Here is a 14,076-nt window from a genome sequence, read left to right as displayed (position 1 = left end):
TTAGTGTACCTTTTGTTCATCAATAAAAGATTCTATGGAATCACGGACTTGGGGAACAGAGAGTCCTACAATAACTTGAATACTTTCGTTATTCTTCACTAATCCGTGGGCTCCACCATGCTCTTTAAAATACGTATCATCCTTAACCTCATTAGGATCTATAACCGTGACTCGCAATCGTGTGGCACAGTTAGTAACATTAACGATATTATCCAAACCGCCCAATCCTTCTAAATAGACGGCTGCCTTCTCATCATACTCACTGCCATATGATTCTGTAGATGCAGCGGCACCTTGTTGTTTACTAGCTTTATAGTCTTCTTTCGTATAAAGTTTCGTTTCGGTGTTACCCGATTTTTCACGACCTGGCATTGGGATATCGAACTTAACTATCAAGTATTTAAAGAGATAATAATAAATAAAAATAAATATTATCCCTATTATGATTTCTGCTAAATAAACGTTCCAATTATTACTAAACAATGGTATCCAGTTGGTCGCAGCAATTTCTATGAGACCGCCACCCATGGTCCCGGACACAAGACCAAATGCGTGCATGATCGTAACCATTACTGCCCCGAGAACTGCGTGAAGTGCAAATAAAGCGGGAGAAATGAACAAGAATGTAAATTCAAGCGGCTCAGTTATCCCTGCAAATACAGCCGTTAAGGTGGCAGGTATTAATAAAGCTGCAACCTTTTTACGATTTTCAGGCTTTGCTGCACTATATATCGCAACTGCAATTCCTATTGATCCAAACATTTTAATATTACCTTGCAACAAGAACCCACCACCCGGGAAAATTTCACGGAGAGGTTCAGATGACTGCGCATACTCAGTTAAATGTTTAATCCAGTAAGGTTTCATTCCTCCGTCAACGACAGCTGGGCCATACTCAAATGGTGTATATATGAAGTGATGTAGTCCAGTTGGTATCAATATGCGTTCCAGAAAATGAAACAACCAAACACCAATGTAGCTGGAATTAATTAAAAAATCCTGCAGTGATGCAATACCATTCTGTATCACCGGCCAAATCCAACTTGTCAATAAAGCAAGCGGAATCATAAGAAAGAATGAAATCATGACAACAAATGGTCCACCCTGAAAAATGCCAAGAAATTCTGGTAACTTTTTATCGTAATAGCGGTTATGTAACCAAATAACAATTCCGGAGATAATAATAGCACCGAGAATATTGGTGTCCAGTGTTTTAATTCCGGCAATTTCCGTCAAACCACTCGTTCCGCCCACTTCCGCCTGCATATCAACGCCAAAGGCCGGTCCCCACAATGTCAAAATACTGTTAATAAAGTAATTAAACATTAAATAGCCCATTAACGCTGATAAAACTGCCCTTCCCTGGGCTTTACTGGCAAGCGAAATTGGCAGACCAATTACGAAAACAAGTTCCATATGATTAAAAACGGTCCAACCGCCATTTTCTATCAAAGTCCATATTTGATACCACAGACCATCGGGATCGGCCAAGTCACCCATAATTGCTTCATTCTTAAAAAGTACAGCTAGTCCTACAATAATCCCGAAGAAAGGAAAGAGTAATACGGGAACTATCATAGCACTCCCAAACCTACGAACTGCATTCATTAAATTAACACCCCCTGTTTATGTTTTCGCTTTCATTTTACAATTTTATTGTACGTTGCATTGAAAAGGGGTTCAATAGACTATGAGCGTAAAGGGAAAGGTCAGCAAGAAATGAATGCATTTTCAAATGCTGGGAATATTCTCAAGTTATATTTTTATGCTATACTATAATTGATTAAATACCTTCATAGGAGCCGAATTGAAATGCATTTAGAAGAACTCATAAATGAGAATTATGAGCGATTGAATGAAAATGATCTTCAAGTTTTGAGGTATATATTAAATCATAAAGAGAATTCCCGTAACTTAGGTATAAACAAACTGTCAGACTTATGTTTTGTGTCACGTTCGTCCATCCATCGCATGACCAAAAAATTAGGTTTCAGCGGCTATAGTGAATTTCGTGTTTTCTTAAAATGGAAAGATCAAGCCGATCAATCGGACGGGAATCATGTTGATGTGCTGGAAAGTGATTTAACTGTTACATTAAAAAACCTATCATCTACTGATTTTGAGAAGATAAGTCAAATACTTTATAATGCTGATCGAATTTTTATTTATGGCACTGGAACTGCGCAGATAACCTGTGCGATAGAGGCACAACGGTTATTTGCCATTATAAAAAGATTTATTACCATCATTCATGATAAAGTTGAGTTCGAATCAATCTCCCCCAGTATCAATGAAAATGATGTTGTGATTATTTTATCACTATCTGGAGACACGCCAGTCCTTATTCCACAAGTAAAACAGTTAACAGCAAGGGGAATCAATTTTATTTCAATTACCAATCTGAAAAATAATCGACTTGCACAAATGTCTCCATACAACATATACGCTACTACTACTGCCAACAATAGTAAAAATGGAACTGAAATAGTGTCTTTTATACCGTTTCATATTACAATTGAGTATATGTTCCGTAAATATGTGGAATATGTCGATAGTGTAGAAGATAAAAACACATAGAAAGAAACATATAATTCGCGGGTCTTTGCTTATCAAAATATCATTATATTACCAATTTTAATTATACACAGGAGCTGTTGGACAAAGTGCACCAACATCGGGAGTCCAATACCCTTATTATTGATTTGGATTCTACTCACGCAGATACATATGGCGAACAAGAATTAACGGCTTTCAATACCCATTACGGCACTGTTGGCTTTCACCGATTGGTTGCTTTTAATGGTACTATACGTTATTTTCTCAAGGCCGGGCTGCGTCGGGGTAATGTCTACACATCCAATGGTGTTTTGGATTTCGGAGCCACTTATCACCCATTACAATGACAAGTTTCCGGAGACAAGACCATTCCTGCCGCTAGGTTCGGACATTCTCCAATTAATTCAACCTGCGAATTATAAAATGTTTCTTCCGCGCGCTTACTGGTTCGTAAAAATGACTTCAACTTTTTTTGCTTTAATTCGTTTCAAAACACTTGAGTGGCAGTTGCCTGAAGGGTCGAAGGCAGCCTTTATTAGTCAGACAGAAAATCCCGACAACATCCGGGTTTCCTTCGATGATTATATTGGCAATGTGGCCCTTTTGTATGCGGTTCGCATTCACGATGGTTTGCATAATGTTGTTTGGCAAATCATCATGGTCAGCAAGAAGCTGCTTGACACCTTTCGGCAGGCAACAGCCGACATGCTCAAAGTACGGGTTGTTGTATTAATTGACGATGCTCGGGTCAAGGGCCATGTCGTCAATGATCTAATTCATTTTGAGCCAGCGTACTTCATCATATGAGTCCAGTTCATTAAAGAAAGCGGCATGGCATGGCCAAGTTAATTTGATGCTTCGGCTTCACCTCCCTCTACGCACATCCGCACCGACAAAAACCACGGCAATTTTACACTAATAAATTCCGGGACCCAATTGCGAAAAAACCAGCAAACAAGGAGAAACAACATGAACTATATCAAAGAAGAGCGTTTTATGACCAGCTCATACTTCAATCCGTTATAGAGCGCAGCTATTGCCGTTTGGCACACATTAATGCACTTCAATAATAAAAGCGACTGATAAAGGACATTTTCCGTCCCTGCCAGCCTGACCAAAATAAATTCCAGCATCAAAGGCACACCCGCACCGAATAAAACCTCTTAACACAATACTCTTCACTGCCAATACCATGATGTATACAATCAATAAAAATGGCAATTATAAAAATATAAACAAAGGGGTGTAAAAAGTGAAAGAAATGCTGCAGAACATCTATTACTTACTCCAGATAATTAATATGGCAGGAAAAGGAATTATAAAGGCTTTAAAAAACTTTGACACTACTTTAAGTGTATACCTTTTTATTAATTTCTTGTTAAATGCAAGCGGTACCACTTTCCTTCTGTTTACATTAAGTCTATTTCTGACTTTTCATTTAAGGTACCGAAAAAAGCAAAAACGAATGGAAACAAATACACCCAATTCTGTTCATATTGAAAATAACAATATTATTACTACTGAAGGCAAACCTAAAAAGTAAATTGATGCTTTGAGGTGGTTTTCCTCATCCTTTTTCCAGATGGTTATTCTAAATTCGGGATATATAACTGAAAAGTCACCGACCGATTTACCATCCAATTTTAAGAATGACGTTCTGTTTAGGAATCAATACTATAATCAACTTGGTATTTATAGTTCCAACCGTCACGACTCCAGATTATTCCAAAGTACTGTACTTTATGATGAAGCTCTATCGCGGTCCCATCTTCCCAATATGGTGATCTTCCCTTTTTCATTAATTCAAGATTTGATTTCCCAGTCCCCTTCTTCACACCACCAAACACATCATCCTCGGATGTGCCCGCTAATGACGAATTGGCGCCTATGACTTCCATTATGTGATTGTTATGTGAGAGTTGGCAAAAATAAAAAGAGACTGGATTTGTTATTCCAGCCTCTTCTATTTTTGCGTTTACACCTCTAGTTTAACTAGATCCAATAAGAAATCACCAAAATCATTTGCAATTATTTCATATGTTTGACTTTCTAGCTCAACCCCAGGCGTAAATGATACGATTATTGGTTCTCCGTTTTCATCAAGTTGATCATAATCTAAGCAAAATAGCCCATCACTGCCAGTATCATAAATAATAAGGAGGTTATTTGGTAAGTCAATTTCCCTCCGTTCTGTTAAAGTGTACCATATGGCATCCGGCACTGAAGAGTTTTCAAAATCATCATGAATAATTCCGTAAATTTCTTGGGATCCGAAATTACCTGCTCCGAACGTCTTTACGTAATCTAGATATAAACCAGCAAACTTTAACCCTATCTTTTCTTCAGCCAACCTTTTTAAATCACTTGTGCAACCTCCAACAAAGTCAGCAATGTCTTCTTCTGCCAAAATTATTTGCTTAGCTTTTTGATAAGTTTCAAGGCTCATCTTTATACCCCTTTTTCATATTAATATTAATAATCATTTGCTCTACTTTTCCAGTTATTAGTTCGCTATTTATTAAATTCAGTCCTATTTACACCTGAAGGTATAGTGTTAGGATTAATATGAATTTAGGATCATTTTTCAACACTAAATGGCGAAGAGCCCCAACATTAAACGGCTACTGGTTGACCTTGTGGTAAGTCAATCACCTGTCTATTTTTTTAACTTTCAAAATTCCTAGCTAGTCAGGATAATTGTACTAAATCGCTTTTAATACGTCATCGACAGAATTTCCGAACATATTTGGGTCTTCATTTTTTATGTCACTTAATAAATTTATTACTACCTCTTTTGTATCCACACCTAGGTTAGATAATACCTTACCATATATTCTTCTCACTTGTTTATGATTTAAAATTCTAAAAAATGTAAAATTCCCATCCATTCTGATGCTCTATAAATAACTCCGGGAACAGCTAAAGCTATTAAGTAAATTCCTTCTTCAACACTTTCCTTATAGAGATACTCTATTCCATGTATTAGTCCAAACATTACTTCATATTGTTCTGTATCATCGTCAAATGCCATGCATAATTCACTAATAATTGACGGATCACCTAAACTGATTAGATTATCTAATGCCTCTTCAAATTCTGATATTTCTTTCTGGGATTGTAAAATCTATTAGAGTAAATTCTTTCTAATTCTGATTTTACATCCATACTTCTCACCTCACCTATACCTCATTGGTGTAAACGTAAATGCACCTGCCAGTAGCCTTTCCCCTGCTGTGGCATCTTTACTTATTCCAAGCAAATATATACGAAAATTTCCGTTTTATAAAATATTGTTAAAAATGAAACCTCCCACCAAACCAACAGCCATTTTCCAATAACTTTATAGACATAATAGGATAAAATCCGGGAATTGGCAGTACCTAGAGCTTATTCAGTTAATAGAAAGATAGACTGTACTATGATAAAATAGAGTAAACGAATTTAAATACTTCTGATATTGGATAAGCTAACATATATATGGATGTATCTTATGCAGGAGGGCTATCCAATGAAGAAGAAAAAGGATGATAAAGAAATGAACAAATCCGTTATGAAACCACAAGCTGTAAAACGCAAAAAAAGAATCCAGGAAAGTTACAAAAAAGCTGTTAAAGCAAATGGTAAGGCTTTGGAAAAGCTTAGTAAGAATTAATGAAAGTAGAATATCTTGAGGTTGAAGATGTCATCGAACTACACGATCAAGCACTTAAAGATTTCGGAGGCATTCAGGGAGCCTGGCAAAAATGAATCTCCTGAACCTACAGCATTTAACACCCTTTTGTATTTCTTAAATTCTTTATCGCTCAATTCATTTGTCCATTACTTTATCATAAATCATTACACCTTCTTTGGTAAAATCGGGAATATCTATCTACGTCGGAAAATCGGGCAATAAAAAGGCGCACGTTCAATAAAACCACGTTTCCTGTATCCCCTGCAATCCCAAACGACTGCAGTATTCGTTAATACCTTTTGACCTCTTAATTAGCTCCGCTCCAACCATCCTGACCCTTACCGAAGCTGTTCAAAAACTGGTGCAGGCAGGCTATGAATATTTTTCAACCTAAGTTTGTGAAACAGTCTTTCCTTACCAATTCGACAAAATTCGGAAAGTGACAGGCACCCATCCTAACAGTCGCCACCAGTAAAATCATCGGACTCTGAATGATCACTAAATATTATCCCGGTACCTGATGGTCAGCCGCTGTGTTTTCATTTCTTCTACCTGTTCGTTAAATTTTGTTACGGTGTTAGTGATTTGCTGGTTGACGTCCTCTATTAAATCAAAATTTTGACGCTTTAATTTTTTCGTTTCCTCCAGCATCGAGTCAACGATTTCCCCTTTTTGCTCTTCATTAACAATAATGGAATCAACGCGCTTGAAAAAGTCCGTATCACATTCATTAATTTTCTCAGTATGCCGTTTTAGAATTCCCTTCTTATCGGAAAAGTCTTCACTGTCCAATAGTTGTTCAGTAACCGTTATAGAATGGTCGTCTCCTTGCAATTTAAGAACCCTCCACCACATCAAATAAGGCTGCAATATTTTCTTCCTCGTCAAATAGATCTTGAATAGCCGATCGATAGTTTTCGAGATAAGTATGGCCTTTTTCCACACTTTCATTTAAAAGGCTAATCTTGTCATCCATATTGGTATGATTGAACGGATAAAATTCTTCATGAACGTTAATGCTTGTGATTGACTTATCCAATCTGACAAAATATACATGTTTTCTGAGAAGGTGGGTATACGTGCTGGGGCTTGCTTCCATGTCATAGATCTTATTCATGACTTTTCTTCGTTCCGTTTTGTAACTTTGCATGACTTCCCGGTCAATGGTAGCCTGCATTCGTTTAATCTCTGTCGCTTTGTCTTCAAGTAATCTTTTTCCTTCTTCATACATTCGCAAAGTGGCTGAAATATTGACCTGGATTTCCCCACTTCCTTTGGTCGCCGTGAGAACCATATCTGTACCCAAGTAAGATTTGTTTCCTTTATTCATTGATTCCAATATACCAGTGATATCATGACCGCTCCCAATTGTTTGCAAAAGGGCACGAAATTTCTCTGTGTTCAGTTTATCGAGACTACCCTGGATTGCTTGAGCATGATTCTTGATATTTATGTAAGTACCCAGATCCCCACCAAGTTGTGAAGACAAATTGTGCATATCGCGAATGTCAACCAATCTTGAAATGGATTCCATCATCCCGTCCAACTCCGATTGAATAGTCGTAAGTTCCGTAACGATCAGCTGCTTCTGCTCAGCACTAATATATCCGGCATCAACAACCCGCTGGAAAATCACATCAGCGTTTGTCGTGACCGTTTTGACTTGTGAGAGCAGCCGGGGCAACTTATCATTAACGTCCCTGATCATCTCATCAATTTCAGACTGATTTGTGGTGTATACGCCTGCCGCACTCCAAAACCCATCAATTTGCTTGACTAGACCCATGTCTACACCTAATATCTCCTGAACTGCAGCATCTGTCCCGCCACGATTAGAAGCAGTCGTATATTGAATAGCAAGCTCCTGAAGATCTTTCACAGCTTCATCCGGGATGTCATCCATGATAGATCGAAGTCCTGGATAATCTGTATTGGTGTCTACAAATTCCACATCTCCAAGCGTGAAAAACCCACGTGTACTACTCACCGCATAAAGCGGATCATCTTCGGAAATGATTTGGTGGATGTTTTCACCCTTATCCTTGTAATAATCTTTGGCGAATGCTTTTAATTTATCTGGATTAATTTCATAAATAGTATTTAGATTTGACGGAGATATTGAGAACTCTTCTGATATCGCTTTTCTAAATTCTCCACTATAATTATAAAGTTGATAATAGTTTGTCTGGGCACCATTAACACTATAGATGTCATCAAATGTATCGTATAGTAAATGAGCCGTTGTATTATTATTATGAGCTAATGAATGTGATAAGCCAATAATCGATGTGGAATCACCTGTTTTAAAATTCTTTTTTGCTTCATTTACAAATTCCTCTGTTGCATCGGCTTGACTTATGTCCTGTCCAGCCAGCATTGCCTTCATATTGTATTCCCAATCTTTAGCACCCTGCGTACCTTGCGATATAACATATACTTCATCGATATTGTTTTCTTCGGATTGGAAATGAATAGCTGTGCCATCATAACCAGACGTATTATCTTCTAAACTTTCCGCATCTGAAGAAGTGAAGACATCTATCTTAGCCGAAAGTTCTTCACCATACTCTTCGACATATATACGTTCGATTTCTTTTTTTAATTCTTTTTCTGACAAATCTTTGTACTCCAAATCAATCAATCGCAATCGCATTTCCTGTGTATGCATAACCTCTTCGCTCATTGCACTCACTTCCCATCTTCATGAACAAACTGAATCGATTTCATCCATTTCATCACACGTCCCTTATCGTCTTGTTTGTTTTCTGAACAGTTTTTTTCCTTTTCACCTCTGCAGTCTATCTCATAAACTACTTCAATACCACCAGTACCTTTTTCATTTTGCACATAGCCTGCATAGGTTCGGAATATATCATCTTCATTATGCGCATAATAAAGTGATTGATTACTATCTTCCAGCTTTTCGAATTCTGTTTCTATTCCTGATCTTTTTTTAAAACGGTCAAGATATGATGCTACCTGATCAGATTTCCGGTATGAATAATAAATAACATGGATCATGGCACCTGTTTCATCCTTAATATGAATCGGAACCTCTTCATGACCTTTCTCTTTTATGGAATATGCCCTTTTTCCAATCACACCACCAGCTGGAAAGTCCATCTTATATTTACCAGTTCCTGATAAAAACGGATAATACCCATCTCTTGTTTCCTCTGTGGATTGTAGAAAATCGAGCGTAAATTCATCATTAAATGCCCTGACATCAGGCAAGTCTTCCGGATTCATTTCAGATGGTTTTTTGTTTTGATCCTGGCCCATTCCACAACCTCCTAATGTAATAATCGAGAGCACAAAAAGAACGCTTATAAAATATTTCACTGAAAAGCCTCCCATTACGATGCACACTTCACCGTTTGGTAAAATATTCTTATTAGTCATTAGTATACAATACATAAGTGAAGCAATGTTTAATTGAATTCAATTCTCTGTAAAATAGGTATTTAGTCATGTCTTTGTCACTCCCCATCTAATTCCTGGAAGAATCGGTGAAAAAGAAATACCATAATCTATGCGCTTATTCTCGCATAAACTAAGAAATATTTCACTTACTTTTTGGATGACGCAAAAAAGCCGCCAGCTCTATCCAAACCAGCAGCTTTTATAAACCATTTTAATTTCATTCGACAAAAACCGGAAGAGACAGGCACCCAACCTATGCTGTTTCTCGAAAAATTATACTTTTGAGATGACTGGAATCCTCCTCATATCTTGACAGACTTTCGATAACGGCTGACAATTCCACACGCACCCACCATTGTGGGGAAAAATTTGGATGCATCTGGGTAACCGCTAAAGCCAGGTCGATTTCCTGGTGCAATAAAGCATGCACAGCCTGCGCGTATATGCCTGGAACATAGCCCAGTTGCAGTCCATCCTGTGTTTTAATACTCACAGCAAATGGATCCACCTTATTGTCGCTATCTAAATCCACCCTTAGTTGATCACCTACTTGGACATGGTCCGTCCAGTTGCCTGGTACATCCATATGCCGCATACCATTTATATAAAAATTTGAGCGCAGATGACTGCCGTTAAGTCGCAGCGGCTCTTCAAATGTATAAGGATCCCAGGCAAGGGCCCCGCGCGTTTCACGCAATACATCCATCCTGTCAGCATCAGACGGTAAGGCAAACTCATCTAAAATTTTGTGATAACCAATCCTTGATGTATCTGGTATTCGTCGGTTGAAGGCAGGGAATAACAATTGTGCAGTATACGTTTTTTCCAGTTTCGGAAACGTTGGATGCAAATGGTATCCATTCCGCATAGCAGCCAGGACATTACGATTCGATTCGATGCGGTTAGTATACGTAAATGTATATTGTTCACCCATCAAAGTTCAACGTCCCAATATGGTAATATAGCCTAGTTTCCCTATTTTGCCACACCAACAGCAATGACTTAATATTGCTCATTTGCTGTTCCTCCCTCTTTTAGAATCTCAAGCATTTTCATCCGGCGGAAACGAATCATTTCAATAATAAATTGTTTCCTTGTTTTCGTCAGCAAAGGAAATGGTTTTAAATATTCTTCAAGCGTATCCAGGTTAAAATCAGGCAATTTGTTGTAAAATAAGCGGGTTTCGTTAGGATAGTTTATACTCAGATAGTATAATACTTGTTTTGCTTTTATTCTTGGGCTTTCCTTATTATCCATTCCCATTTTGACTCTTGACTTTTTAAAAAATGTATTCATTTTCTGAACTGAGTGTAATTGTTGTTGTATTTGCTCTTCAGGCAACTGCCACCCAAGGGAAGCACCATTATCATATAATGGCCCAAAAGTCGGTTTCTGATTAATATATAATACCTTCCAATTATGTGCATGGCGATCTTGGTTTCCAATCAGAATATCAAATAAATTCATTAAAGCAAAATTTTCTCGAAGCAGATTAAATAAGCTAAACGATTTAAATAAAGAGAAAAATTCCCGCATTAATGCCTTGTTTTTTAACCTACTATATTGCAAATCCTCATAAGCAGATCCAAATTCGGCATTAAATAAACTTGCAGCTGTTTCCTCATCCTCTGCCTTCCATTGAAAACGGAAGTGTCTCATTAAACAACCGCGTCTATAATTATAATAGGAAATTTAATTATGTTTTTATTACTATTTTCCCGAAACTCTCGGACACGTTCTTCAGCTTTTTCATATTCAGAGGCGTTGAATTTTTTCCGATCCTCAACTACTTCCTAATTCAGGTGATGACAGGAACCCAGGACCGATCTTTGTTTGCGCTAAACAGTGACTGCGCTATACTGACATTTGCTTTATAAAATCATCTATGTGAGTTTGCAAAACATTTATCTTATTAACAAGCTCCTTTCTTGTTTCATTTGAAAGAGCTTCAGGATTTTCCAGGGTGAGGCAATTTGCCAAGTTCTTGCAGTTCTTTTCAATGCTTTTTACATATTTTTGTATCTGTGTTTCATTAATCACCTGATCTGTATACTTCTTCATTTCAAATATTAACTTACTCACATTATTTTGAACATCTTCATATTCTTTTTTTATTTTATTCATCCATTTTGAAATTTTATCCAAGTCGCCTTGTTTTAAATTATACTTCTTTTGCAATTCTTCTAATGCCGTTATGAGTTCCGGGTTCTCTAGTTTCGCTATATGATCGATCCTTGTTTTCTTGGATGACTGAATTTTCACATGGGATGGATTGGCTAATTCCTGTTTCTCCGGAAGAGATATTAAATTACCGAAATATAAAGCTTCTGAATCAGATAGATGATATGGTTGTAATTTTTGAACCCCACTCCTTAAGACTTCATATTCATACTCAGACATTTGGTCAGCTGCATTTCTTAATCTGTACTCTCTTGATGTCTCCATAAACAAGCATTCCTCCTTTTTTTAATACATATTACTTAGGAAGATTGTCCTATTCATGGTTCTTTTTAAAAAGCAACCAATGCCCTGCCTTTGATCCATGACTCCTTTCGCCACAGATCCCGGAAGTTGTTGGAACGGTTATTCATCGATCACAACAGTTAAGATATATTAAAATGATACATCCACTTTGAAAGTTACAACAGCCGAATATCAATAAAATCCGCACATAGAGGTGTTCTATACAAAGCCCATTTTTAAAATCTAATACCCCCGACTAAAACAAATCGCGCGTATTAATCTTCTCCTCAAGTCATCTATCATCCTTTTAGCAACTATGATAATCACATCATGAAACAAAAATAGAAGAGATAGATATAATTCGGCAAAATCCGGGAAGTGACAGGCACCCAATACTACGCGTGCCATAGTGTCATGGAGGATGCGGATAATGAATTACGTTCGCTCAATAGACTCCTATTCATAACTATAATCGAAACATTTAAAGAGTTGTGGGCATGAGAATGAAAATTATTTTTTATTTTTTCGGACGGAAGATGCCACTTTTATCAGGTCCGGTTCGATTATAGGGGTGAGGGAGACTATTTTTAACCGGGCTTAAGCAGTGCTATAAAATCCTGGACAACGACTCTTCACCTGAAAAGTTCAATCTTTTGTGTTCGTGAAATAAGATGAAATATTGTATGGCTAAAACGGTGACTAAAAAAAGCATGTAAAAATGCTTCTATATCCGCTTGATACCACCCATACAAAAGTACATATGATAATTTTCTTTCCGGAAATTGATTGAAATGATGGGGGAATCTTCCGTTTAATCAACAACATTCGACAAAATTCGGGAAGTGACAGGCACCTCCTACAACAGCCGGATAATAGTTTTAAAAGGAAGACACACAGGGGATTAAAAGTATTGTATGCGAAATTCCGGGGGGAAAATTGCGGGAAAGACGAATAGCATGTGGCATGACACTGGAGGAATTGGCCTATGAGTCCGGCATGGATGAAAAGCATCTGAGCAAAGTGGAACTGGGCAAGCGAGAGCCTTCATCCAAAACCATCTGCAAACTCAGTGTCCCTCTGAATCTGGATGCCAATCAACTGATCAGTGAAGTAATACATACGATAGACGTGCCTCACAATAACCAGGACACATAATCGCGAGATTTTCTATCCCCTCACCTTCCACACACCCACCTGACAACTAGAACTTCCTTTTTTTCTTACAAAAGCAGCCTCACCTCATTACCTAATCACAGAAGGAGCAATCACATGGACAACAGAATATCGTTTGAAGACATTTACGAGCAGAACAAGCGCCGGATCCACTACCAGATTCACAAGATGAACATTCATGATCCGCATCAGGAATTCTTTCAGGAAGGCCTCATTGCAATGTGGCGAGCTTATGAAACGTATCAGCCGGACAAAGGCCCCATGGCTACCTACTTTAATTACACCATCCGGAACCGCCTCATTGATCGCATCAATAAAGAAAACCATCAAAGAGACATCCAGAGAAAAGCGATTCAGGAAGACAGGACACAACTCACTGACGGTAATCACCAGCGCCAAAACGGCATGGCCACACCACTGCCCCATGAGGCGCACATCCCTATCGACAATCCCAACCTTTGGAATCAAATTAAATCCCGGCTGACCGACAATCAATGGAAATGGCTGTATCATCACGTTTTGGAGGGCATGTCCTACCCGGAAATTGCACAAGCGGAAAATACAACAGTTGAAGCTGTTAAAAGCCGGGGCAAACAGGTCAAGAAGAAATTGCGCGACTCCGGCTTTCAAAAAGGCATCAATCTGGACGAGCTCCTGTAACAGACACTAAGATCAGCCATCCCATCGAAAAAGGTGCAATCGATTATCGCCTCCAACCGGCAGCCGTTCTAACACCGATACCCATTTGTTCGGCTGAAACCACAAATCCGCAGTTGGAAAACTATAAT

The 14,076-nt window shown here is 38.0% G+C and carries 16 protein-coding genes and 1 pseudogene; 7 read left to right on the top strand and 10 right to left on the bottom strand.

The annotated features are described in order from the left end of the window. A complete protein-coding gene (locus tag ON01_RS14380) occupies positions 1-1,608 on the bottom strand; it encodes an alpha-glucoside-specific PTS transporter subunit IIBC (RefSeq protein WP_010531770.1) in 1,608 nt (535 codons plus the stop codon). 204 nt (positions 1,609-1,812) lie between these two features. Here ON01_RS14380 and ON01_RS14375 point away from each other — a divergent pair, with 204 nt between their 5' ends. The 4 genes and pseudogenes from ON01_RS14375 (at position 1,813) to ON01_RS14365 (ending at position 4,099) form a co-directional block, all read left to right on the top strand. Then, positions 1,813-2,577, top strand: a complete 765-nt coding sequence (locus ON01_RS14375) for a MurR/RpiR family transcriptional regulator (protein ID WP_010531769.1) — start codon at positions 1,813-1,815, stop codon at positions 2,575-2,577. 68 nt (positions 2,578-2,645) lie between these two features. Continuing rightward, positions 2,646-2,931, top strand: a pseudogene (locus tag ON01_RS19010) (transposase); the annotation flags it as partial. Between the two features lie 81 nt (positions 2,932-3,012). Next, positions 3,013-3,363 (top strand): hypothetical protein, encoded by a 351-nt coding sequence (locus tag ON01_RS19590; protein WP_175284959.1) that lies wholly within the window; start codon positions 3,013-3,015, stop codon positions 3,361-3,363. A gap of 445 nt (positions 3,364-3,808) precedes the next feature. Beyond that, positions 3,809-4,099 carry a hypothetical protein gene (locus ON01_RS14365; RefSeq protein WP_010531766.1) on the top strand — a complete coding sequence of 97 codons (291 nt, stop codon included), beginning with the start codon at positions 3,809-3,811 and terminating at the stop codon, positions 4,097-4,099. Positions 4,100-4,217: 118 nt separating this feature from the next. On the opposite strand, the gene ON01_RS19950 is transcribed toward ON01_RS14365, so the two are convergent. From ON01_RS19950 to ON01_RS19945, 3 genes are all read right to left on the bottom strand, one after another. Then, positions 4,218-4,355: an HNH/ENDO VII family nuclease gene (locus ON01_RS19950; protein WP_245545017.1), complete on the bottom strand. Its 138-nt coding sequence runs from the start codon at positions 4,353-4,355 to the stop codon at positions 4,218-4,220. A 176-nt stretch (positions 4,356-4,531) separates the two neighbouring features. Beyond that, on the bottom strand, positions 4,532-5,002 hold the full coding sequence (locus ON01_RS14355; RefSeq protein ID WP_010531764.1) for an SMI1/KNR4 family protein: 471 nt from the start codon (positions 5,000-5,002) through the stop codon (positions 4,532-4,534). Between the two features lie 408 nt (positions 5,003-5,410). Beyond that, on the bottom strand, positions 5,411-5,626 hold the full coding sequence (locus tag ON01_RS19945; RefSeq protein ID WP_245545016.1) for an Imm30 family immunity protein: 216 nt from the start codon (positions 5,624-5,626) through the stop codon (positions 5,411-5,413). 438 nt (positions 5,627-6,064) lie between these two features. On the opposite strand from ON01_RS19945, the gene ON01_RS19585 reads away from it, so the two are divergent. Beyond that, on the top strand, positions 6,065-6,208 hold the full coding sequence (locus tag ON01_RS19585; RefSeq protein ID WP_175284961.1) for a hypothetical protein: 144 nt from the start codon (positions 6,065-6,067) through the stop codon (positions 6,206-6,208). A gap of 519 nt (positions 6,209-6,727) precedes the next feature. On the opposite strand, the gene ON01_RS14345 is transcribed toward ON01_RS19585, so the two are convergent. The 6 genes from ON01_RS14345 to ON01_RS14320 all read right to left on the bottom strand — a co-directional run bounded on the left by ON01_RS14345 (position 6,728) and on the right by ON01_RS14320 (position 12,097). Continuing rightward, positions 6,728-7,063 carry a hypothetical protein gene (locus ON01_RS14345; protein WP_010531762.1) on the bottom strand — a complete coding sequence of 112 codons (336 nt, stop codon included), beginning with the start codon at positions 7,061-7,063 and terminating at the stop codon, positions 6,728-6,730. Position 7,064: 1 nt separating this feature from the next. After that, the gene (locus ON01_RS14340; protein WP_010531761.1) at positions 7,065-8,912 is read right to left on the bottom strand and encodes a DUF6792 domain-containing protein; all 1,848 of its coding nucleotides are present in this window, start codon (positions 8,910-8,912) and stop codon (positions 7,065-7,067) included. 5 nt (positions 8,913-8,917) lie between these two features. Further along, the gene (locus tag ON01_RS14335; RefSeq protein ID WP_010531760.1) at positions 8,918-9,511 is read right to left on the bottom strand and encodes a hypothetical protein; all 594 of its coding nucleotides are present in this window, start codon (positions 9,509-9,511) and stop codon (positions 8,918-8,920) included. A gap of 394 nt (positions 9,512-9,905) precedes the next feature. Continuing rightward, on the bottom strand, positions 9,906-10,586 hold the full coding sequence (locus ON01_RS14330; RefSeq protein WP_010531759.1) for an HIRAN domain-containing protein: 681 nt from the start codon (positions 10,584-10,586) through the stop codon (positions 9,906-9,908). Between the two features lie 68 nt (positions 10,587-10,654). After that, positions 10,655-11,188: a HipA domain-containing protein gene (locus ON01_RS14325; protein ID WP_138919802.1), complete on the bottom strand. Its 534-nt coding sequence runs from the start codon at positions 11,186-11,188 to the stop codon at positions 10,655-10,657. A gap of 318 nt (positions 11,189-11,506) precedes the next feature. Continuing rightward, a complete protein-coding gene (locus ON01_RS14320) occupies positions 11,507-12,097 on the bottom strand; it encodes a hypothetical protein (RefSeq protein WP_010531757.1) in 591 nt (196 codons plus the stop codon). Positions 12,098-13,051: 954 nt separating this feature from the next. Between ON01_RS14320 and ON01_RS14315 the strand changes: the two genes are divergently transcribed. Together ON01_RS14315 and ON01_RS14310 are read left to right on the top strand one after the other, a co-directional pair. After that, on the top strand, positions 13,052-13,270 hold the full coding sequence (locus ON01_RS14315; protein ID WP_010531756.1) for a helix-turn-helix domain-containing protein: 219 nt from the start codon (positions 13,052-13,054) through the stop codon (positions 13,268-13,270). Positions 13,271-13,384: 114 nt separating this feature from the next. Then, positions 13,385-13,948: a sigma-70 family RNA polymerase sigma factor gene (locus ON01_RS14310; protein WP_010531755.1), complete on the top strand. Its 564-nt coding sequence runs from the start codon at positions 13,385-13,387 to the stop codon at positions 13,946-13,948. The last annotated feature ends 128 nt before the right edge of the window (positions 13,949-14,076 follow it).

The organism is Lentibacillus jeotgali (assembly GCF_000224785.1).
GTDB classification, from domain to species: Bacteria; Bacillota; Bacilli; order Bacillales; family Amphibacillaceae; genus Lentibacillus; species Lentibacillus jeotgali.
Note: the sequence above shows the minus strand (reverse complement) of the source record. Positions and strands in the feature narration are given on the sequence as shown.